The organism is Chryseobacterium gambrini, assembly GCF_027920505.1.
Taxonomy (GTDB): Bacteria; Bacteroidota; Bacteroidia; order Flavobacteriales; family Weeksellaceae; genus Chryseobacterium; species Chryseobacterium gambrini.
In genome coordinates this window covers 1078268-1101468 of the sequence record NZ_CP115857.1, presented here as the reverse complement: position 1 = coordinate 1101468, position 23201 = coordinate 1078268, and the positions used below count along the sequence as shown (strand labels likewise).

23 protein-coding genes are annotated in these 23201 nt (G+C 34.5%); 17 read left to right on the top strand and 6 right to left on the bottom strand.

Translation table 11 applies throughout. The features are described from left to right. Positions 1-65 precede the first annotated feature (65 nt). Entirely contained in the window at positions 66-5768 is a 5703-nt protein-coding gene (locus PFY09_RS04880) for an alpha-2-macroglobulin family protein (RefSeq protein WP_271161617.1), read from the top strand. Between the two features lie 71 nt (positions 5769-5839). On the opposite strand, the gene PFY09_RS04875 is transcribed toward PFY09_RS04880, so the two are convergent. Next, the gene (locus tag PFY09_RS04875; RefSeq protein WP_271161616.1) at positions 5840-7639 is read right to left on the bottom strand and encodes a T9SS type A sorting domain-containing protein; all 1800 of its coding nucleotides are present in this window, start codon (positions 7637-7639) and stop codon (positions 5840-5842) included. Positions 7640-8050: 411 nt separating this feature from the next. On the opposite strand from PFY09_RS04875, the gene eco reads away from it, so the two are divergent. Beyond that, positions 8051-8536: a serine protease inhibitor ecotin gene (eco, locus tag PFY09_RS04870; protein ID WP_271161615.1), complete on the top strand. Its 486-nt coding sequence runs from the start codon at positions 8051-8053 to the stop codon at positions 8534-8536. Positions 8537-8586: 50 nt separating this feature from the next. Here the strand turns inward: eco and PFY09_RS04865 are convergent, their stop codons facing one another. Beyond that, entirely contained in the window at positions 8587-9864 is a 1278-nt protein-coding gene (locus PFY09_RS04865; RefSeq protein WP_271161614.1) for a hypothetical protein, read from the bottom strand. A gap of 233 nt (positions 9865-10097) precedes the next feature. On the opposite strand from PFY09_RS04865, the gene PFY09_RS04860 reads away from it, so the two are divergent. The 7 genes from PFY09_RS04860 (at position 10098) to PFY09_RS04830 (ending at position 14599) form a co-directional block, all read left to right on the top strand. Then, positions 10098-10553: a DUF1569 domain-containing protein gene (locus PFY09_RS04860; RefSeq protein WP_076394427.1), complete on the top strand. Its 456-nt coding sequence runs from the start codon at positions 10098-10100 to the stop codon at positions 10551-10553. A 15-nt stretch (positions 10554-10568) separates the two neighbouring features. Further along, positions 10569-11039 (top strand): hypothetical protein, encoded by a 471-nt coding sequence (locus PFY09_RS04855; protein ID WP_076394429.1) that lies wholly within the window; start codon positions 10569-10571, stop codon positions 11037-11039. A gap of 5 nt (positions 11040-11044) precedes the next feature. Beyond that, positions 11045-11449: a hypothetical protein gene (locus PFY09_RS04850; protein ID WP_108411201.1), complete on the top strand. Its 405-nt coding sequence runs from the start codon at positions 11045-11047 to the stop codon at positions 11447-11449. Further along, positions 11446-11817, top strand: coding sequence for a VOC family protein (locus PFY09_RS04845; RefSeq protein WP_076394433.1), 372 nt, complete (start codon positions 11446-11448; stop codon positions 11815-11817). The genes PFY09_RS04850 and PFY09_RS04845 overlap by 4 nt, the downstream gene beginning before the upstream one ends. Before the next feature lie 358 nt (positions 11818-12175). Then, positions 12176-12625, top strand: a complete 450-nt coding sequence (locus PFY09_RS04840; RefSeq protein ID WP_271161613.1) for a VOC family protein — start codon at positions 12176-12178, stop codon at positions 12623-12625. A 227-nt stretch (positions 12626-12852) separates the two neighbouring features. Continuing rightward, a complete protein-coding gene (locus PFY09_RS04835) occupies positions 12853-13530 on the top strand; it encodes a DUF2490 domain-containing protein (protein WP_271161612.1) in 678 nt (225 codons plus the stop codon). A gap of 64 nt (positions 13531-13594) precedes the next feature. Then, positions 13595-14599 carry a bestrophin family protein gene (locus PFY09_RS04830; protein ID WP_271161611.1) on the top strand — a complete coding sequence of 335 codons (1005 nt, stop codon included), beginning with the start codon at positions 13595-13597 and terminating at the stop codon, positions 14597-14599. Between the two features lie 289 nt (positions 14600-14888). Here the strand turns inward: PFY09_RS04830 and PFY09_RS04825 are convergent, their stop codons facing one another. Beyond that, positions 14889-15716, bottom strand: a complete 828-nt coding sequence (locus tag PFY09_RS04825) for a GLPGLI family protein (protein WP_271161610.1) — start codon at positions 15714-15716, stop codon at positions 14889-14891. Between the two features lie 59 nt (positions 15717-15775). Beyond that, entirely contained in the window at positions 15776-16033 is a 258-nt protein-coding gene (locus PFY09_RS04820; protein ID WP_271161609.1) for a hypothetical protein, read from the bottom strand. A 169-nt stretch (positions 16034-16202) separates the two neighbouring features. Between PFY09_RS04820 and PFY09_RS04815 the strand changes: the two genes are divergently transcribed. From PFY09_RS04815 to PFY09_RS04780, 8 genes are all read left to right on the top strand, one after another. Next, positions 16203-16598, top strand: a complete 396-nt coding sequence (locus tag PFY09_RS04815; RefSeq protein ID WP_271161608.1) for a helix-turn-helix domain-containing protein — start codon at positions 16203-16205, stop codon at positions 16596-16598. 103 nt (positions 16599-16701) lie between these two features. Then, positions 16702-17127, top strand: coding sequence for an SRPBCC family protein (locus PFY09_RS04810; RefSeq protein ID WP_271161607.1), 426 nt, complete (start codon positions 16702-16704; stop codon positions 17125-17127). 27 nt (positions 17128-17154) lie between these two features. Beyond that, on the top strand, positions 17155-17538 hold the full coding sequence (locus tag PFY09_RS04805; RefSeq protein ID WP_333781137.1) for a VOC family protein: 384 nt from the start codon (positions 17155-17157) through the stop codon (positions 17536-17538). 36 nt (positions 17539-17574) lie between these two features. Beyond that, entirely contained in the window at positions 17575-18576 is a 1002-nt protein-coding gene (locus PFY09_RS04800; RefSeq protein ID WP_408640181.1) for a glutaminyl-peptide cyclotransferase, read from the top strand. A gap of 55 nt (positions 18577-18631) precedes the next feature. Next, complete coding sequence (locus PFY09_RS04795; RefSeq protein ID WP_271161605.1) at positions 18632-19657, top strand: glutaminyl-peptide cyclotransferase; 1026 nt, start codon at positions 18632-18634, stop codon at positions 19655-19657. A gap of 88 nt (positions 19658-19745) precedes the next feature. Then, positions 19746-20723: a hypothetical protein gene (locus tag PFY09_RS04790; protein ID WP_271161604.1), complete on the top strand. Its 978-nt coding sequence runs from the start codon at positions 19746-19748 to the stop codon at positions 20721-20723. A gap of 36 nt (positions 20724-20759) precedes the next feature. After that, positions 20760-21374 carry a deoxynucleoside kinase gene (locus tag PFY09_RS04785; protein ID WP_076394463.1) on the top strand — a complete coding sequence of 205 codons (615 nt, stop codon included), beginning with the start codon at positions 20760-20762 and terminating at the stop codon, positions 21372-21374. 88 nt (positions 21375-21462) lie between these two features. After that, complete coding sequence (locus tag PFY09_RS04780; protein WP_271161603.1) at positions 21463-21813, top strand: ArsC/Spx/MgsR family protein; 351 nt, start codon at positions 21463-21465, stop codon at positions 21811-21813. A gap of 58 nt (positions 21814-21871) precedes the next feature. Here the strand turns inward: PFY09_RS04780 and PFY09_RS04775 are convergent, their stop codons facing one another. Together PFY09_RS04775 and PFY09_RS04770 are read right to left on the bottom strand one after the other, a co-directional pair. Next, a complete protein-coding gene (locus PFY09_RS04775) occupies positions 21872-22177 on the bottom strand; it encodes a DUF493 family protein (RefSeq protein ID WP_076394467.1) in 306 nt (101 codons plus the stop codon). A 40-nt stretch (positions 22178-22217) separates the two neighbouring features. Then, positions 22218-22895, bottom strand: coding sequence for a DUF4197 family protein (locus tag PFY09_RS04770; RefSeq protein WP_271161602.1), 678 nt, complete (start codon positions 22893-22895; stop codon positions 22218-22220). Positions 22896-23201: the final 306 nt, after the last annotated feature.

Here is a 23201-nt window from a genome sequence, read left to right as displayed (position 1 = left end):
TCCATTTTCATTATTCAGATTAATTTTAATTTCTTAAATAACGATAAAAATATTAAAAAAATAATATGATGGAAGCCAACGTGGTACAGCTTATAATTTCTCTTAGAAATGAATTTGCAGGCATACATTATGCTCGCTATTTTGAAGATAACGAAAATAATAGAATTTCCCATTTTTTGCAGAAAGTGCATGATTCGGGAAAGTCCTTACAAGGAGAGGAAAAAACACTGTACGAAATTCTCGTCAGTACTTTTGCTCTTGACTATTTCAATGCAGCTTTTTCAGGAGAAGATCTTACCAATTTAAATTCTCAGGATCTGTCTCAAATTGAAACATGGACTGTACTCGACTTTAAAAACTATATATCCGAAAGTTTCAAAAAAAACGACCTGAGAAAAGAATCTCTTAAAAAGATTTCAATTGAAAAATACAGTCTGCTTTTCAGAGGTTATGAGGAAGATATTGCTTATTATAGAACTTTGCAGGACTGGCATTTAATGAGAAAAATTAATTTTCTTTTAGATGGTGGGTTTTTTACGAAGAACGAACTGAAAGAAAATGAAAATAAGATTCTTGCAATCTACGATGTATTGATTAATGAAAATGAGGGCAATTCGAAGTTGTATTTTATGCGCGAAAAATTGCTCTATCTCTGTTCGTTAGATAAAGAATTGAATAAACTGCAACAGTTGCAAACTATTCTGAAATCTAATATTGACGGAGATTACAAAGTTTTAATGATGCGGGACATCATGACAATATACAGGAATGATGATAAATCCAGAGAAGCTCTTGAAATTGCAGATCAGGCAAAAAAACAGTTTCCCAATTCCCCGTTTTTAAAGGAAATTCAATATAAAGAAGATTTAATGACCTGCCCTGAATTGGGACTGAATTTCGAAAAACAGATACAAAGCAATAAGCCGATTCATATAGTGGCAGAATATCGTAATACTTCTGATTTTATTCTGAATATTTATGAAGTGAAAGGCGGGTTTAAATCTTTTATTAAGTATACAGAAGATTATCGTTCAGAAGAAAAATTTTACCATGAAATTGAAAAAATACTCATAAGAAAAGAACATTATACACTTCCTCACTGTGAAATTTATGAAGAGATGAAAACTTCTCTGGAGATTAAACCTTTACCACCGGGATTATATGTTGCAGAATTTTCTTCAAAAGATTTAGCTGAAAGCAATTCAGTCAAAAACTATTTTTTCACAGTATCCGATTATAAAATAATTTATCATCATAAAGATGCAAATGATTTTCCGGAATCATTCAGGTTGGTAAACAGTGAAAATGGAACACCGATTCCTAACGAGGAAATTGTTTTTTTCGAATATCTTCGAGATCAGGATTTGGTAAAACTGAATGCAAAAACAGATGATTTAGGTGTTTTTAAAATTCCGTCAGATGCAAATAATTCATATAGAAAATATCTTGTCCATCATCCAAAAACTAATGATTTTCAAATTCTGGATATATGGGGGAGAAAATTTTCAGAAGAGCAAACAAGAGATATCCTTAATAAAACGATACCGCAGATTTTTACCGACCGGGCGATTTACCGACCGGGACAGACCGTTTATTTTAAGGTAATTAATACTAAAATAGAAAACGAAAAGGAATCGGCTGTTGAAGGATTAAAACAAAAAATAGCTTTAACGAATGGAAACGAAGAGGAAATTTCTACACAGGAATTTACAACCAATGAATTCGGGTCTTATCACGGAAGCTTTGTTCTGCCAAAAGGAAAACTAAACGGAACGTTTGCTTTAATGATTGAGGACGGAGCAGACTGTTTTCATACTTTTCTTGTAGAGGAATATAAAAGACCGAAATTTGAGATTACTTTTGAGCCCGTAAAGGGAGAATATCAATATGGACAGACGCTAGAACTCAATGGAAAAGCAATATCATTTTCAGGTATTCCCCTCCGTAATATAGTTGTAAACTATGAAATTACAGAGAACGATATCCGCTGGAAATTCTTCAGCCATTATAAAAAAAGTTACGGTTACTATGGAAATTCTATACTGGGAAAGGTGAAAACCGATGAGAACGGAGAATTCACTATTTCTGTAACTTTTGAAGAAAATATGTATTTAAAAGATCTTCAGGTAGACTGCTTTAAAATTGAAGCGTCTGTTACGGATATCAATGGAGAAACACAGTCGGCTTCTGTTGAAATAAATGTGGCTTCAGTTCCTTATTACATCAAAGCCGAAGAAATTAAAGATGCTTTTACAGACGAAAATATAAAAATTAATGTTGAAACAAAAAATTATAATAATCAGGATGTTGAAAAGCCATATCATATAAAACTTTCCAAACTGAAGTCGCCAGACAGGATTTTTAGAAAGATGTTTGAAGATAAAATTCAGAATTTATCACAATTTTCTAAAGAAGAGTTTATAGCCAAGTTCCCGCATGACTATTTTGATGAGGACGAATATGAAGAAGAGGTACAAATAGAAAAAGTGATTCTCGATAAAATCTATGATCCAAAAACAGATAACCAACAACCGATAGCCAATTTAGATTTAGGAAAATTAGAAGTCGGGAGATATGAGTTGGAACTTTATGATAGTCAGAATAAAGAGTTGATCGAAACATCTCAGTACTTTAATGTTTGGGATAAAAATTCATTGAAAGAAGAAAAGGTATTTTTGAATGTTGTAGATCCAAGAAAGGTATTTTTAAGGGGTGAAAAAGCCAATATCTACGTATATTCTGCAATTCCTGATGCTTTGGTATATATCTTTCTACAGGATTGTCTGGGAAACACCATAGCTGAAATAAAGCAATTAAAAAATGGTATATTAGACTATATTGTAGAAATTCCTAAAAATAAAAATATTTCAGAAATTAATGTTCAGTTTCAGATCATTGCTTACAATGAAGTACAGCATAGTGAGGTTACAGTTAAAATAGAAGAAAACGAAAATCCTCTTATTATTGAAACAACTACTTTCAGAGATAAGATTGAACCGGGTTCCAAAGAAAAATGGACGGTAAAAATTACAGAAAATAACAAAAACGCTTCGACTCCGCTCAGCTTGACAGCAGAAACCTTGGCAACAATGTATGACAGATCTTTAGATCGGTTTTCTGTAAATACTTTTAAATGGAAAAAGCATTATGTTCCGTATTATGCAATAATGTCTTACAAAGTTAAATATAATCTTAGTGCGAGATTTGCTTCAAAAGAGGTTCCTTATGTAAGATCTTTTTCAATAGAACCGCCATGTTTCAATTGGTATGAGGGAGATATTCCTGAAAGTTTAACGTTTGTGGGCGGATCGTCTGGTTATTCCGGAGATGCGGTTTTGAATGAACTTGAAGGACCAAAATTACATTATAAAATTGCGAAAGGCGATGAAAAAGAAAGGGGAATTTCTGTTGGAGAAACCCACAGCGATTTACCCCAAGTTTCCGTCCGCCAAAACCTAAACGAAACCGCGTTTTTCTACCCGGATCTAAGAACCGATTCCGAAGGCAATGTAAGCTTCGAATTTACTTCTCCAGAAGCACTGACAAAATGGAAACTGATGTTTTTGGCGCATACGAAAGACGCAAAAGCAGGAACACTGGAAAAAGAAGTCGTAACGCAGAAAGAATTTTCGGTAACGCCAAACTACCCAAGATTTTTGAGAGAAGGGGATGAACTGAATCTCCAGTCCAAACTATCGAACTTAACGAACAAAAAATTAAACGGTTCGGCAAGCTTACAGATTCTGGATGCATTTACCAATGAAGATATTTCGTCTCTGTTTGGTTTAAATTCAAGCATTCAGAACTTTGAATTAAATGAAAACGGAAATTCAGCTTTGACATGGAAAATAAAAGTTCCGGAAAATGTTTCATCCATTATTTTAAAAGTGGTGGCGAAAGCAGGACAATATTCCGATGGAGAACAGAAAGCCATTGCGGTTCTACCGAACAGAATGCTCGTAACAGACGCGGTTCCGGTTTTTGTAAAAGAAGGCGAAACCAAAACATTTGAACTGGAAAACCTTAAAAATTCAACTTCCACCACGATTTCCAATGTCTCCAATACACTGGAACTTACGACCAACCCAATCTGGGAGATCATGTTTGCGCTTCCGAGCCTGAAAAATGACCAGAACAATTCTGCGGATGTGATCTTTAACAAATGGTTTGCCGATGTTTTGGCATCAGAAATCTTTAAAGCCAATCCGAAGCTGAAAACCGTTTTCGAAGAATATCAGAATAAAGGATTATTGAATTCCAATCTTGAAAAAAATCAGGAACTGAAACAACTGCTTTTGGAAGAAACACCGTGGGTTCTGGAAAGCAAAAATGAAGAAGAGCAGATGGCTAAACTGGCTTTGCTGTTCGATGTCAATTCAATGAAAAACTCCATTCAGCAGGATTGGGAAGATTTAGAGAAACTCCAGAATCCGGATGGAGGATTTTCGTGGTATAAAGGTTATCCGAGTTCATATTCCACATCATTGTACATTCTTAAAAATTTAGGAAAAATCAATGTCTGGCTGAAAGATAACGTAAAAGATTATCAAAATTCCGAACAGAATGAAATGGTTTCAAATCTGATCAAATACGTAGATAATGAAATTGAAAAATACACTTCGACTTCGCTCAGTGCGGGAAAAGAAAATGTAATCAATAACTGGACTTTAGACTATCTCGACACGCGAAATTACTGGGAAAAACAATATCCGTTAAAAGGAAAAGGAGCCACTTTAAAATCCTTGGTAAAACAGAAAGTAAAAACGATGAAAATTACAGATTTTACCTTCTTCGGACTGCATCGTGCCGCTTTGCTGATGAATGATTATGGATTAAAAGAAGTTTCAGATAAACTTTTAAATTACCTGAAAGAAACTTCCGTAGATTCAAAAACGCAGGGTGTTTACTGGAAACAGAATCTTGATGACTGGGGTTGGTTCAGCTCGAAAGTGGTGAATCATGCAGGAGCATTGGAAGCATTTAACAAATTAAAACCCAACGATCAGAAATTCATTGAAGATTTGAAAATCTGGCTTGTTACGCAGAAAGAAGTGAATTCATGGGGAAGTTCAAGAGGAACTTCAGAAGTTATTTTTACGATTTTAAATTCAGGAAAATCATGGACGAATGCGGAAAGCGATAAAGCAACCATTATTTGGGGCGGAAAAGAGCTTCAGCCACAGACTCAGGCGACGGGTTATGTGAAATCTACCGTGAAATCGGATGTTTTGGATAAAAATTTAGCCACCGTTACCATCACAAAACCGGGCGCAGGAATTGTTCAGGGAGGGCTGTTCTGGCAATATTATGAAGATCTGGATAAGATCAAATCCTCTGAAAATTATCTGTCCATCATCAAAGAATTGTACAGAAAAATAAAAACCGTGAACGGGGAAGAATTGCAGAAAATCACTCCGGAAACTCCATTAAAAGTAGGCGATAAAGTGACGGTACGAATGATTTTAAATACCGACCGACCGATGGAATTCATCCATATTAAAGACATGAGAGCATCAGGATTTGAACCTTTGGATGTACTTTCGGGGTATCAGTGGAAGAATAATTTAGGATATTATCAGTCGACCAAAGATGCTTCCACGAATTTCTACATTGAACAGATGCCGAAAGGGAAATATGTTTTTGAGTACGATTACGTTGCCAATGCATCCGGAATATTTTCAAACGGAATTACCACAATTCAGAATTATTACGCTCCGCAGATGAATGCGCATACGAAAGGTGATGTCGTAGAGATTAAGAGCAATTAAATAGAAAAAACACCGCAAATCCGTGGATTTGCGGTGTTCTTATTTTAAAACCTCTTAGATAAAACAACGGTTTAGCGTACAGTCATTTTAAATGTTTTTAAGGATTGGCGTGAAGCAGAAATTTCAATAATATAATTTCCTTTTTTCAGGATATTCTGCATGTTAAAATGTTGGGAATATGCATTGCTGAGTTTTTGTGCCGTAATCATTCTTCCCGCCATATCATAAATTTTTATACTGCATTCTGCTTTGGTAAGAGCTTTTCCGCGAAGTGAGAAATTTCCATTATTAGGATTATCAAACAGAACGAGGTCAGACATCGCTGCATTTTCAGAAGTACCCAGACTTTTATTGTCAAATCTTGCGATAAATGATGTTAAACCAATGGTATTGGCAGGATTTCGTACGGGCATCCATGAACCTTCCGTGCTGTATCCGGTATTGGAATTTGTGCTTCCGAATAAGTACAGCGAATTATCCTTGAAAGCTACATTAATCGGTACAACGAAGGTAGGAAAATCTGAAGTGCCTCCATAATAAGAACTCCATACAAGGTTTCCTGAAGAGTTGAATTTTGCGAAATATAAGTTAACGGAATTTGAATTATTCTGTTGCGGTGCTGCCTGATAACTTCCCGTTGTGGCAATATTGCTTCCTGAACCAATTGTATTACCGGTAATGTAAATATCATTTCCGTTTACGGCAATTACTTTATCAAATTCATTCATATCTTCCGCCGAAGATCCAAAGTAGGTACTCCATTCCCGATCGCCGGATAAAGAGAATTTTGAAAGAAAAATATCCGAACCTCCTGTTACATACTGTTTATAGCTTGTAGGTGTTCCGAAGAAGCTTGCATTATCATAATTGTAGTCTGTTCCGGTGATATAGATCCCGGTTTCGTTTACCGCAATGTCCGCGAGAGAAAAATAGTTCACCGATTCTGAAGGACCGTAATAAGTACCCCATTCTCTTGTTCCATTCGTAGCATTCATTTTGGTAATAGAGCTTGCTGTAACAGAAGTTTGATATGCTCCGGGAGTAGCGGTCGTATTCAGTGCAGGGTTGATGTTTTTACCGGAAATGATATACAGAGAACCATTGTAATATTTCATGGCAGGTCCTATACCGAAAGGCGTGTAGGTTCCCCAGATTCTTTGTCCGCTGGGAGAGAGTTTCAGCAAGTAATCATTTGGAGTCGGATCTCCGGAAGAGCTTAATACCAGATCAAAGTTTTCCTGCAGTACACCAGCTGTAGATACATTGTTGTTTATGGTTGTCCTGCCGGAAATATACAGGTTATCGGCTTCATCAAATTCGATATTTATGGCGCGATTAGAGGTTGGTAAATAACTTGCCCATAGAAGTGTTCCTGAAGGAGAATATTTTACCAGAATAGTTTTCATCGTGGAAGATGGTTGAGGATCATTAGTAAGGTAAACTCCCGCTGTTGGCAGAATAGCAGGTGCTGTAGAATGGAGAATATAATATTTGTTATCCTGGCTGTCGATATTTTCCAGAAGAAAATTGTTGAGAGAATTGTGATATCCATAATACGAAAGTACTCCCATAGACGAAATTTTAGCCTCAAATAAATTGTATCCCTGTTGCTGACTATTATATGGGTTGCCACCACCTATTAAAAACTGATTAAAATAGGCAGCTCCGTAACTGAACGTATTTGATACATGTCCTCTCATATGCATATTTCTTTGAGAATCAAAAAGAATTCCTTTATTTGCAAAGATACCTTCAGGCGTACCGCCGTTTGCTCCGAAGTAAGTTCCCCATGTTCTTTCATACTCAAAATTATTCTGAGAAAAAAGATGACCTGAAAACAATGTAAAAAGTAAAAAAGTGTAGATTTTCATATTTTTTGTTATTAGCCAAAACGGCGTTTTCTTATAAAGCAGATACATCCTCTGATAGAAGAACTGATTTCGCTTAAGCATTGTTTCCCGTAAGAAAACGGATAATGAAAATAATTTTCTTTTGCTTAAGCCGCAACCATCAATCAGAATATGATGCTGAAACGTGTTTTTACAGTTATTAATTTTTATTTGCGATGAAGATATGAAAATTAAATAATGTTTATTCAATATTTTGTGATAAAAATAAGATAAATGTATTATTTTAATAAAAAATGTAAATTTAGTGTAAATGTTTTCGTTAGACTAAATGAATCTATTGTTTTAAACTTAACATAATATTTAAAGTTAAACAATTGTTTAATTTGGAACGGTTTTTGTCCTGAATGAACTTACAAAATAAATACAAGACTTATGAAATTTTCAAAGACAATTATTTCAGGATTAATGCTCTTTGCAGCAGTGAATGCATTTGCACAAAAGAAAACAGAAAAATTCGAAAAGTTACAGATCGAAATGTTCCCAAAAGCGAAAGAAGGTTTTAAGCAGGTTTATATTCAGCTTCCGGTTGCTAAAAATGAAAATGACCTTAAAGTGGAATTTTTTGTAGGAACAGAAAAAATGCTCGACTGCAACAAGCACTTTTTAATCGGAAAGATCAATACGCAGGATCTTCAAGGATGGGGCTACAATTATTACGAAGTAGAATCCAAAGGAGAAACCGGAGGAACTTTAATGGCTTGCCCGGATCAGAAACTGACGAAAAAATTTGTTTACATACAGCCGGAAACCGTAAGATACAACAGCAAACTGCCATTGGTTTTCTACGTTCCTAAAGATATGGAAGTACGCTACAGAGTTCTTCGTCCTGATGCGATGAAGAAAGCTGTTCAGAGATAATTTAAGTTAATTTAAATATGAATTCTCTGCTGTTGGCGGGGAATTTTTATTTAGGCTTGCCATCTATTTCCGATTCTCACAATCCAACCTTCAGGAATTTTGATAAAAATATAGGTTTCTCCAATTATTAAGCTGTCAAAAGTTAAAATGTATGTATCTTTTTTATCATCACATTTGAAAATTTTGCTGTAATTGCAATAATTAATACCATAATTATATTTTAAATAATTAGAATACTCCTTAGAAGTCAGAAATATGGTTTTCTCTCCATAGGTATCCATCCGCCTGATGTTTTCATCATTTGTAACAATAACTTTAAATTCTAATAAATCCAATAAACTTTTTTCTCGTGGTTTAAATTCAGATTTCTGCTTTTCTATCTGAGTTTGTATATCATCGTGAACTGTTTTTAAATCGGTGATAAATTCATCCATTCGTACTGTAGAATTATTTGTCAGTAATGGATAATCTCCGAATCTTAATATTTCTACGAGTTTTGTAAAATCGTTGTTAAGGCTTTTATATCGGGGATTTTCGTCGTCAAAATCCATAATGCCGTCTTTATCTGTGTCTGCTGATAAAGGATTCGTAAAATAGACAAATTTTTCTTCAAGATCGTTAATGCCATCATCATCAGAATCTTTAATAATTTCCTTTAAATTTAAAGTTATTAAAGCGTTGTTTTTAATTGCTTCATATGTCGGAAGGGGACTTGATGGAAACAAAGGTTCTTTAATCATTCTCACAATATCTGCTTCAATCTGTATACTGTTTTTATTTTTCCATAAAGGATACTTAGAATTTGTTTTGAATAAATAATTAGCACTTTTCTCCAAGCCAGTATAATAGTTTTTCCAGCTTTTCCCTTCATCATAAGAAATTCTAAGATAATATTTTGGATGATAAACATTACGGGTCTGATATAAGACAGCTATAGCACCATGGAGTTTACCTGTCTTGATAATTACGGGTTTCGGAATATCTCCAAATTTTTTTGAATATTCAAGTCTTTCAATAGAGTCCCGAATTTTATAAGAAACATAAGCCGTATCAGGAACGATTTTGCTTATCTCATTACTGATTTTAAGCTCCAAAGAATCGACAATATCCTGCGATTTTGAATAATTTTTTAAATATTTAACTGAAATGTAATCATACTTGGGCTTCAAAGCTTCTTTTTTGGAAATCGTCTTAAACTTATGTTTTGCGTAAAAAGCGTTAATACTGTCTTCGGATTTTTTTAAAAGATCACATTTGCATATTTCCATTTCCTGTGCATGGTAAAAAGAACAAATGAAAAGTAATAAAAAGGTAACAGAATTTTTCAAGATTATAGTTTTATTTTGGTTAACGGTTTCTCTAAACATTTATTATCACAAATTCTGAATATCAGTTTTTGAATTTTTAAATTATAAAAAAAATCTGATCAAAACCCATTATCCTAAGCTTAAATTTATTCGATTAATAATTTGATTTATAATGGGTTGTATTCTTTTTGTTAAATGATGAAAAAAGGATCGGAAAAAACTGATATATTTGTTTTTTAACAATTAAAAAAGCTATGGAAAACGTTTTTGATGCAAAAGATGCTCAGAATTACATTGATAGGATTAATAATCTTACGCCGGAAACCAAAGGTCTGTGGGGGAAAATGTCTGTAGACCAGATGTTGGCGCATTGTAACGTGTCTTACGAAATGGTTTACGAACCGGAAAAGCATAAAAAGCCGGGTGCAATTGCAAAATTTATCCTAAAATCTTTTGTAAAACCTAAAGTTGTGGGTGAAAAAGCCTATACACAAAACGGACCTACTGCGCCTCAGTTCATCATCGCAGATCACAAAAATTTCGAAGAAGAGAAAAAAAGACTGATTGGCTTTATCCAGAAAACACAGCAATTGGGAGCTTCTGCATTTGACGGGAAAGAATCCTTTTCTTTCGGAAAGCTGAAAGCTCAGGAATGGAACAATATGTTTGCAAAACATTTGAATCATCATCTTGCACAATTCGGCGTTTAAAAAAACATAAACAATATGAAAAAACTTTTATTACTTTTTGTACTTCTTTCCAATTTCATCTTTGCACAGATGCCCGATATATCCAATGTCTGGCTGAATAACAGCAAAGCGTACACAGGAACCATCGGAAACAAAAATCAGCAGATTAAGCTGAAAATCAACATTTCCGAGCAGAATAAAAAAAACGATCAGGAATATTTCGTTTCAGGCTACACTTTGGTTGATAAAACCTATGCTAAATTCGAAGGCAAATTCATCATTACCAAATATAAGGATGCCAAAAAAAGAGGAACCGTTTTCGGGGAATACGAACTGGCGGAAGAAAACAAAGGAAAACATTCCGGAATTCTGAAAGGTAAATTCATCTATACTTTTAAATGGAATAAAGATGCTGAAAAAGTTGAATCCCAGTACATCGAACTGATCGGCGACTGGAAGAGCTACGACGGAACGCTTGATTTTAAAACAAGAATTAATAATCAGTAATCATCATGTTAAGAAGAATTTTAGCGGTAATCGCAGGAATGATCGCCGGATCCATCGGAGTCTGGCTGATGGAAAGACTTGGTCATGCGCTGTATCCTTTTCCGGCGGGTTTGAGACCGGATGATCTGGAAGGTTTCAGAGCGTATGTGGAAAATTTACCGTTCATGGGAAAATTTATCGTGATTCTCGGTTACGCTTTGGGAGCTTTGCTTGCAGGATTTATTTCCACTAAAGTTGCCAACAACGGAAAACCGACTTCTGCAATCATCTGTGGAGTTATTTTCACTTTTTTTACCATTTACAATATGGTGATGCTTCCGACTCCTTTCTGGTTCTGGGTTTTGGGAATTGCTGTATGGGGATTGGTTTTGGCAGGATACAAATTGGCATTAAACAATAAACAAGTATGAATTTAGGCGCTTTTTCAATCAGTCTCAGTGTAAAAGATCTTCAGAAGTCTAAAGATTTTTACGAAAAATTAGGTTTCAGCCAGATGGCGGGAAATATCGATCATAACTATCTTATCATGAAAAACGGCGACCATATCATTGGTCTTTTTCAGGCAATGTTCGACGGGAATATGCTTACTTTCAATCCGGGATGGGATCAGAATGCACAGAATCTTGATTCTTTCGACGATGTTCGGGAAATCCAGAAAAGATTAAAAGAACAGGGTCTGGAATTACAGAAGGAAGCCGATGAAAACACTTCCGGTCCTGAACATATTTACCTGAAAGATCCAGACGGAAATATGATCCTGATCGATCAGCACAGATAATGTTTATTCTTTTTAATACCATCACGAAAGAGCAGAATCAAAGGTTTTTTAATAACTAAATTGTTCTTTTTATCAGGTTTAAAAATCATTTTAAACTCTTATGTGATAAAAAGTTCAAACGGAATTATTATTTAAAAAGTTTGTTTAAACTCATTTTAAATTTAACCGCAAAAGAGACAAAAGACTTTATTGGATTTAAAGTATTTCAAAAGTCTGTAAAGAGAAAAAATCTTTGATTTTTTAACTTACGTGCTCTTTTTTCCATTAAACTTAAAAAACTAAAGTGTCAAAATCTTTTGTGGTAAAAAAGCTTAGACAAGTTAAAAATTAAAACTAAACTATAAAAAAAGACACATCTATGGCAACAGTAAACGTTTATCTAACATTTAACGGAAATTGCAGACAAGCATTCGATTTTTACAAATCTGTTTTCGGCGGAGAATATCCTTACATCGGAACATTCGGGGAGATGCCTCCAATGGAAGGTCAGGAAACAAAAGAAGAAGACAGAGACAAGATTATGCACATTTCGCTTCCGATTTCTAAAGAAACGATTTTAATGGGAAGTGATGCAGGCTGCGATCACGCTGCTCATCTGGTGATGGGAAATAACTTTTCAATTTCCATTAATGCAGAATCCAGAGAAGAAGCGGACAAATTATTCGCGGGACTTTCCGAAGGCGGAAATGTAACGATGCCCATGTCTGATACTTTCTGGGGAGCTTACTTCGGAATGTTTGCCGATCAATTCGGGATCAACTGGATGGTAAATTATGACGATCCTGCAAAAATGCAGCAGCATTCTTAGAATGATAGTAGAACCTTAAAACTGACGAATTTTTGTCAGTTTTTTTATCTTCTATTCATAAACCAACATAATCATTCATAATGATCAACTTTAAATAAAAGTTTAGTCATCTTTTGTGACTTTTGCGGTTAAATAAAAAGTTAAGGCAGCATAAAATATGCAGTTTGTTATTATTGATTTAAAATATTAAATTTGTTGAAAACGATAGATAATAGTAATATAACTGTATGAGGAATATTTTAAAAAAGGCTGTTTTGGGAATTTTTACGTTGGGAGCAACTTTTTCACAGGCTCAGAAAAGTGATTTGGGAGCGTGGTATATGTATTTCGGAAACAATAAAATCAGTAAAAAACTGAACTTCCACAACGAAATCCAGTACAGAAATTTCGACGGAATAGGAGACTTGGAACAACTGTTAATCCGTACCGGAATCGGCTACGATCTTACCGAGAACAATAACAATGTTTTGTTGGGATACGGTTTCATTCTGAGTCAGCCTTACGTGAAAGGAGAAAAAACAGAAAATATAGAGCACCGGATTTTTCAGCAGTATATTACAAAGCAGAAATTCGGACGTTTTAATATTCAGCATCGCTATCGTCTGGAAGAGCGTTTTCTGGAAGATGATTTCAGGATGAGGTTTCGTTATTTTTTAGGATTTAATATTCCGATCAATAACAAGGAAATGCTGCCCAAAACAATTTATGCATCGGCTTACAATGAAATTTTTCTTCATTTCGACAGTCCTGTTTTCGACAGAAACAGAGTCTACGGCGCTTTAGGATATGTCATTAATAAAAATATGAGAATTGAAGCGGGATATATGAACCAGATTCAGGAAAACAGAAACCGCGGACAAATCCAGATCGGATTTTATAACAACATTCCGTTTACAAAAAACTAAAAATGAATTGTATATTTAAATTCAGAAATTCATTTTAAACATTTAAACTAAAAATAAAACACTTATGCACGCAGGAAAAAGATTTGGAGCCATAGAATTTATACTCTGGACAAAAAGAAGCATCATTATTTTAGCCGTTTTGTCGGCAATTCCTACCACGATGTATTTTTTAGGATGGAAGTTTATTTCCTTTCCTTGGCAGCCGATTGCCATCATGGGAACAGCAGTGGCATTCATCGTAGGATTCAAAAACAATGCAAGTTACAGCCGTCTTTGGGAAGCAAGACAAATTTATGGAGCCATTATTAACGACAGCCGCAGTTTCGGATATATTTTAAGAGATTCCTTACGCGAGAAAAATCCTGAGAAAGTAAAAATGATGTTCGAGCGTCATTATGCATGGCTTACCGCTCTACGTTTTCAGCTTCGTGAGCCGAGAGTCTGGGAAAATGTCAATACCCCTCAGTTTGACGAATATGCCAAAAATTATGAGATTTCAGAAAGAATTTCAAAGCTGGATGATGAACTGAAGAACTATCTTTCGGATGATGAACTGAAGTATATTTTAAGCAAAAAGAACAGAGCGACACAACTAATGGCATTTCAAAGTAAAGAACTGTCTGAAGCGTATGCAAATGGCGAAATTAATGATTTTCAGTGGACGCAGATCAATCAGCAGATGGTGAAATTTACAGACAGTCAGGGAAAAGCAGAGAGAATTAAAAACTTTCCCTATCCGAGAAATTTTTCGTCGATTACAACCTATCTTTTGTTACTTTTTATCATCTTTGTACCTTTCGGACTTCTGAAAGAATTTGATAAATTAGGAGAAGGAACTTCTTTTGAAGGTTTTACAATATGGTTTAATATTCCTTTCTCGCTTTTGGTAACGTGGTGTTTTCATACGCTGGATAATGTGGGAGAGGCTTCCGTAAATCCTTTTGAGGGAAGCGCAAATGACGTTCCGATCACGCAGATCAGCCGAACCATTGAAATTGACATGAGAGATATGCTGGACGAAACCAATCTTCCTCCTGCCATTGTTCCTAAGAATAATATTGTGTTGTAAGAGCATTTTTAAAGCTTAATTTACTAAAATCTTAAACGTTAAGGTGAATTGAATATCTCATTAAGTCTTTTTACGCTCCGTTTAAGTCTTATTACATTCTGTTTAGTTCTTTTTACTAAAGTTTTAAGTATTTCAGTGAAATTTTTAGATGTTTTGGCAAAAATTTCAGCTTTTTTTATTAAAAATTTAGCTCTTGAAGCAGAGATTTTTTAAAAGGGTACCCCCGCCAGCCAAAACACTGGGATAGATAAAAATAAAATAGGCTAACCAATAAAGGTCAGCCTATTTTTTATTCTAATTCAATAGGATTATAAGGTTTAGCTTTAGCTTTTTCTTTAATTACATTTCCCCCTGAATCATAAGAATCACCTAAATAAAAATTTGGATTATCATGATATGCCTTTTGTACCTCTCTATATTTTTCTCTGCTTATTTTAAAAATTTTGTCTTCATTTCTTAAATAAATATTAATAGGCTTTTTATCCAAGGCTATTGCGGTAAAATGATAGTGCTCTTTTTTATCTTCAAGTTCCATTATTAAACCCGGTAGACCATTGTAAATATAGGGACCGTTATTGATTGGGATATCTTTAGTATACCACGCCGTAAATTTTCTTCCTCGGAACTCTGTTGTAGCTTTATTACAAGTGTATCCAAGAATTTGTTTTGTTTCTTTTTCTAATTTCCAATTAATTGTAGGCTGATTCTCAGAATATTGAAATGACTCCTTTGCTTTATCCTGTATTGTTACAATGTTTTTACTAATATCTCTCAGTAAAATAGGTTTCCATCTCGTGTTAACAGGCGACATCAGATTCATTTCTTTTGCACCAATATTTTGCTGATTACTAAATTTTTCGGTTAGTGAATCTAATTTTATAGCATTCAATTCTCCAAATTTAGAAAACTTTTCACCTAATTGTAAAACACAAATAACTTCCTTTTTATTATTGGTTCTTGGGTCTGATACAAAAGATAATTGATAGTATACATTCTGAATACTTTTATCGTAATTTTCTGCACTATATTTTTCAGCAGGTAACGTAAAATTTCCTGAGAATTGAGATTTAATTAAGATTGAGAATATGCAGGCAAATGCACTAATATAATATTTCATATTTAAACATTAAATCCGTACAGCCAAAACTGTACGGATATTATTAAAATTAAAGATCATTAACCACATTTAATGTCGTTAAACTCTTGCTGAGCATCAAGTAGTTCAGCCGGAGTATTATAGTTTGAAGCTTGCAGCCAATAAACTTTCCCACAAGGTGAATGGCATTCAACCCATTGACTCGGCATTTGTGGAGTCTTCATTACAAGACTTTTCTTTACAATTGGCTTGATAACTGATTTTTTACTTTTAACAGTGCCTTTAGCACATAATAAACCCGCAACTCCTAAAGCTGCAACGAATAACATCTTTTTCATAAATGTTTTTTTTAAAGTTAATAAATATTTTTAAAAAAGTGATTGTTTTTAAATCACGTTGCCAAGATATAATCTTTTCCCTTTCTGTACAACAACCGACAGTTATAAAATCGATAACCGTTGGTTATAATTTTAAAAAACATTACTTTAGCATTTAAATCTTGAATGTATGAGTTTAGAAACAAAGCTTCGAAAGCTAAGAGAACAGAAAGGCTGGTCGCAAATGGATATCGCACATCAGCTTGATATTTCCCAGCCTGCTTATAATAAATGGGAAACAGGACAAGCTAAACCCACTTTGCAAAACCTTCAGAAAATTGCAGAAATTTTTGAAGTGGATTTCTTTGATTTGATTCAGGAACAAATTCCAAATGTAGATTTATCGAATTCACAATTTGAAGGAAATTCTTACATTGTAAGTCCAATTGTTATAAATCCTACAGAATCAAATATATTTAACTTTCAATCTCAAGATCTTATTGAAAAGATTTTAGAAAATCAGGAGCAAATGGCAAAAATAATAGAAAATCAAAGTAAGCTTATCGAAAGCTTGTTAAAAAAATAATTTCAGAAAGTTTAAATACTATAAACCTCTGAGGTTTTATAAATAAAAAATAGTCTTACTTTCTTTCATCATTTTTGCATTCAATCAATAAAAAAACAGAAATATGAGTCATCCAATTATTGTAGAGCAGAAAATAAATGCTCCGGTTTATAAAGTCTGGAGAGCATTAACCGATAAAACTGAAATGCAGTCGTGGTATTTCGATATTTTTGATTTTGAACTGCAAACCGGCAAAATATTCAACTTTTATGAACCGGGGGAAGAGAAAAAGTATCATCATCAGGGAGAAATTTTAGAAATTGTTCCCAATGAAAAACTGAAATATTCCTGGGCTTATCCCGAATTTTCCGATAAAAAAACAACCGTAACCTGGGAATTGAAACCCGATGAAAACGGAACTTTAGTAAAGCTTATTCATGAAGATATTGATCATTTTAACGATCTGGGCGAACATTTTTCAAGAGAATCTTTTACTGAGGGCTGGAACGGAATTTTGAAGGAAAGTTTAAAACCCTATCTCGAAAATTGATAAAATAGGAGATTCAAAATATAAATGATGGCAAAATTCAATTCCCTTCGTCCTGTTTTATGGACAGAACAATTCGATGAAACAATCGCCTTTTATACGCAGATTCTTGGTTTTACCTTACAGGAAAGAAATGATGATTGGCAATGGGCTTCTTTGCAGAAAGATGAAGTAGAGATCATGCTTACTAAACCGAATCAGCATGAGAAATTTAACGGAATAGGGTTTACAGGTTCGTTTTATTTTAACGTAGAAAATGCAGATGAATTATGGGACGAACTGAAAGACAAAACAAAAATCTGCTACGAAATAGAAACGTTCGATTGGGAAATGAGGGAATTTGCGATCTATGATAACAACGGTTACATATTACAATTTGGTCAAGATCTTCATGAAATTAGTTCAGAGGAATAAATTTTGCTAATTTTGGGGAAATTATTTTAGAAATCAATGAAAAAAAATATAATAGCAGGTTTTGCAGCGATTTTGTTGTTGGCTTCATGTAAAGATGACAAAAAAGTATTGGATTCTTTGGCAGATTACAACAACTCGATGATGGAAAAAGGATATCATTTCGGAGATAAACTAGATTTGCCGAAAGAGGTAACCGAAGATGCAGAAACCATTTCGATCAGTTTCGGAGATAAAGAAACATCCGGTCTTACGATAGATCCTAAATTCTTTACATTAGGCGACAATGCTGTTACTTTTAATATCAAAACAAAAGACGGCGAAACATTAACGCAGGACGCAACCATTAATGTTTTTGCCAAAAATCCTGAGCAGAAAATCAATTACGAAATCATCGCCGAATATCCTCACGATCCGAAAAATTTCGTGCAGGGTTTCCAGATTGAAGGCAACACGATTTATGAAAGCGACGGACAGAACGGTTCTTCGCAGATTTTAAAATATACGTTAGGAACTACAACGCCTTTGGCTTCAACCAAACAGCCACAGGAAGACTTTTCTGAAGGAAGCACCATTGTTGGCGATAAAGTCTATCAGTTAACATGGCAGAGCAAAAAAGGATATATTTACGATAAAAGCTCTTTAAAATTATTGAAGGAATTTGCTTATCCTAATGTTTTGGGTGAAGGTTGGGGATTAACGTACGACGGAAAAAATCTAATTGCTTCAGATGGAAGTAAATTATTATATTTCCTAGATCCGAACAATCCTTCAAAAATGGTAAAATACATTGCCGTTGCGGGAAGTTCTCAGGCTTACGATCAGTTGAATGAGCTGGAATTCCATAACGGATTTATTTACGCCAATGTTTGGCAGAAACCGATCATTCTGAAAATTAATCCTGCGAACGGAGAAGTGGTAGGAACTTTTGATTTTACAGAAATTGCCAAGCAAAATACCAAAGGAAGCGACGATGTACTGAACGGAATTGCTTTTAAAGGAGATAATATGTTGGTAACTGGTCTAAAATTTATGAAGTAGCGATCAAATAAATTTTGATGTCTTCTGTCTTGGTAATGAAAATAAAAAACTTAAAGTGAAGAAAAGCCTGATCGCAGGTTTTGCAGCAGCTTTGCTGCTGCTGTCCTGTAAAAACGATAAAAAAATCCTTGATTCTTTAGCGGATTATAACAATGCGATGGAGGAGAAGGGATATCATTTTGGTGATAAGCTGAATCTTCCGCAGGAAGTTACGGAAAATGCAGAAAGTATTTCCATAAGTTTCGGAGATAAGGAAACCTCAGATTTAACCATTGATCCGAAGTTTTTTGCGTATGGCGATAATGAGGTGACCTTCAATATTAAAACGAAGGGCGGAGAGATTTTAAATCAGGATGCCACCATCAACGTTTTTACCAAAAATCCTGAAGCCAATATTCCTTTTGAAATTGTAGCAGAATATCCTCATGATCCGAACAATTTTGTGGAAGGTTTTCTCATGGAAGGAAATACGGTTTATGAAAGTGACGGGCTGGAAAAAGCTTCACAATTAATAAAATATACTTTGGGAAGTACAACTCCGGCGCAGACTGAAAAACAGCCCGCCGATATTTTCTCCGAAGGAATTGCCATTGCCGGAGATAAAATTTATCAGTTGACCTATCAAAATAAAATCGGATTTGTTTACGATAAAAATACGTTAAAGAAAATCTCAGAATTTCCTTTGCCAAATGAATTCGGAGAAGGTTGGGGATTAACGTATGACGGAAAAAATCTTATTGCAGACACCGGTTCAAATAAACTGTATTTTCTGGATGTAAATAATCCTTCCAAAGTGGTGAAAACTGTTTCTGTGGGTGGAAATAAAGAAATTTACAATCAGATCAACGAGCTGGAATATCACAACGGATTTATTTATGCCAATATCTGGCATCAGCCTTATATTTTAAAGATTAATCCTGAAACCGGAGAAACCGTAGGGAAATTTGATTTTACAAAGATCACGGAAGAATATACTCAGAACAACAGCGAACACGTTCTTAACGGAATCGCCTTCAAAGGAGATCATATGTTGGTAACCGGTAAAAACTGGTCGAAAATCTATGAAATTGCGATTAAATAAGTTAAAATGAACCGCAATTTCTGTTGAAATAAATAAAAGCAGTAAATTGGTAGCGTTCCTTTCCGGAGCGCTATCTTAGTAAAAGAATTTGAAATTATTATCCTTCATATTTGCATTGGTTTTCTGTTCGTTATCCGCGCAGAAAGCCCTTCCTTTAGACACGCTGAAACTGAAGGAAGCAAAAGATATGCTTGCCGACGATTACGGAAACCTGTACATCTATAAAAACAAAGATTTCAGCTTTACAAAGTACGATTCTTTAGGTAGGCAGATCGGGAAAATGATGCTTACGGTTCCTTATAAAGTACAGACGGTACAAAACCCGCTAAGTGTGCCTTTGTTTTCTGAGAATGCTCAGGAAATGAAATTTGTAGACCAAAATTTAAACGAAATCCAAAAGGTCGATTTTAAACAGAAATTCGGTTTTATCAAAATGGCATATGCGGAAGATCTGCAGCAGCTCTGGCTTTTGGACGACAGTACAAAACGTCTGATCCAGTACAATTTCAGAAATGAAACGACCATCAATTCTTATCCTTTCGATGCGAGTATTGACGATTTAATGGATCTTCTGGTGTACGAAAATAAAGTGTATGTTTTAACAAGAAAATACATCCGCGTTTATTCTTTAAAGTTTGAAAAGCTGTTTGAAGCCCCTTTGGAAAACGGAAAACGTTTCAGACGGGAGAATGAATTTATACTGGTAATCACCAATAATTCTATTTTAAAGTACATTCCGGAAAAAGAAATGGTGAAGATCTTTGAAGATCCGGATGCGCAGATTGTGGATAAAAATACGCTGTCTTATTTTGAAATAAAAGCCAACAAACTTTATCTTTACAACCTGGAAAATAACAAAGAAGCCAAACCACAAACGGAGCCTGATCCCAAGCAGAAAGCAACAGAGCAGGATGTAGAAAAATCGGCTGAGAAAACAGCAGAACCAAACAGTGCTGAAGGAAAACTTGAAAAGAAAACTCAGGAAATTGAAAGTAAAAATCCCGCGGAAAGCTCTCTCCAGAGACTTATTGAGGATACTTCTGAAATTCAGGCTGCCGGAATTTAGATCTTTATAAAATTTAAAAAATATACTAAGGAAAATATGCACATTGCAGTTACAGGAAATATTGGAGCAGGAAAAACCACGTTAACCACAATGCTTTCTAAGCATTACGGTTGGGATGCCCAGTTTGAAGATGTAGATCATAATCCTTATCTGGAGGATTTTTACGCAGATATGAGCAAGTGGAGTTTCGCGCTTCAGATCTATTTTTTAGGAAGCAGATTCAGGCAGGTGAAAGAGATCAGAGAAAGTGGCAAAAATATTATTCAGGATCGTACGATATATGAAGATGCACACATTTTTGCAGAAAACCTGAACGATATGAATCTTCTTTCAGACCGTGATTTTAAAAACTACGAATCTGTTTTCAATCTGATGAAATCTTTCGTTTCTGCGCCGGATTTATTAATTTACCTTAAATCTGACGTTCCGAATCTGGTAAAGAAAATTTACAAAAGAGGAAGAGAATATGAAGCATCCATCAGCATCGAATATCTTTCAAAACTGAATCAGAAATACGAAAAATGGATCTCCAATTATACGGAAGGCAAACTTTTGATTATTGAAGTGGATGATCTTGATTTTGTAGAAAAGCCTGAAGATTTCGGATTTATTTTAGAAAAGATCGAAGCGGAACTAAACGGTTTGTTTTAACAAAGTTTTATCATACATTAAAGCAGTAATCATTTTATTTCTTTCTAAATTTGCTAAAGAAACAGTTAATTTTTAAATATAAATAATCATGTTGGTGAAGGTTTTACATAATGGAAATTGTTCAAAATCGAATGCGGTTTTAGAATACCTCGACGAAAACGGAGTTCCGTTTGAGATCATCAACATCGTTGAAGATCCGTTGAGTGAGATGGAAATTAAAACTGTTTTAAAAAAGCTGAATCAGAGTGTTTTTCACATCATCAGAAAAACCGATAAATTGTATCTGGAAAATTTCGCAGACAAAAATTTATCTGAAGAAGAATGGATCAAAGTTCTGGCTGAAAATCCGTCCCTGATCCAAAGACCGATCATCATTAAAGGCTCGGTAGCAATGCTCGGAAGACCGATTGAAAACGTAAAGTATTTTATTGAGAAATAAATAAATTCATTGATAATTTAAACTAAAAAAGTCAGCCGTAAAGCTGACTTTTTCGTTTTTATAATAGGATGACACCTTCTATCTTTGCGACCTCCTGATAAATATTGACAACCTGATCTGCATCCAAAACGAATGCGTTGATATTGCAGGCCGTATATTTTCCGTTTTTACTTTCGCGGTTTCCCAGTGTAAATTTGATCCCGTCGAAAACTTTATAAATCTCCGTAAGTTTTGCCTGATCTGTCGGAATAATAAATTTAAATAAATAATCTTCCGGAAAATCGTGGTGACCTTCCAGTTTCTCCCTCAAAGAATTGTAAAAATCTTCGGGACTTGCGTGTTGATTTCCTTGTAATATATCCATCTGCTTTTTAAAAATCTACATAAATATAATTAAAATTTTTCTATTTTCCAAGCGGTCCCAGAAGCGACTTGGAGTTTTGGATCTCATAATCTTCGATGATGTTGAAGATTCCGTTCACAAGCTGCTCGGAAGCCAGTTGGCTCAATCCTCCTGAATTTACAGAAGTTTTATTGCCTCCTAAAAGGCTGCCCAATAAATTGCTGCCTGATAAAGCGGTGTTGATGCTTTTCACAATGCCGTATTGATTAAGCTGTTCTTCCACTTTCGGAGTAATTGCGGCAATAAGCTGCTGAGAGGTTTTTTCTTTCAGAATTAAAGTTGCCGTTCCCTTTTCTCCCTGAATAATTCTTGTAACATCATTTGCATTAAGGCTGTTAACGGCATTCACAAGGATGGGTTTTGAAATGTTTACGGTGTAAACTGCCGCATCTGCAATATAAGCTCTTTCTTTTGCAACCAGAGAAGGAGCAATTTTTTCCAGCATTGAGTTGATGTCTCTAAGCTGCTTCGGAAGAGCTTTATCCACCATATTGTTCTGCAGAAAAGCATCTCTGTTGCTGTATACATTAACTCCTTTATCGATTCCGTTTAAAAGAAGTCTTTTAATAATCGATAATCCAAGATCAGACGTAGCGAGAGTCGTACAAGACTGCACTGTTGTATTGATAACTGCTCCGATTCCTGTCATAAGAGCCGCTGCGATGATATATTTTTTCATTGATATTGATTAAACGTTAATGATTGTCAAATACTGAACCAAATTTATAACAGTAGAATTAGTTTAACAAATTTTATATTCATATTTATTGTCATACTATTACTTTATGTAAGAAATAGATTTTGTGGAGTTATCATTCTTAAAGTACTTATTATAAACGGGTAATAAGAATTTATTTAAATTTTTTTTAATTTAATGCTATGAATAAGAAATTGAAAAATATTTAATAATAACCGTTATTTTAAATGATTTAGCAAATATAAATAATAATTAATTGTTTTTCTTTAAATGTTAAAAATTAACAGA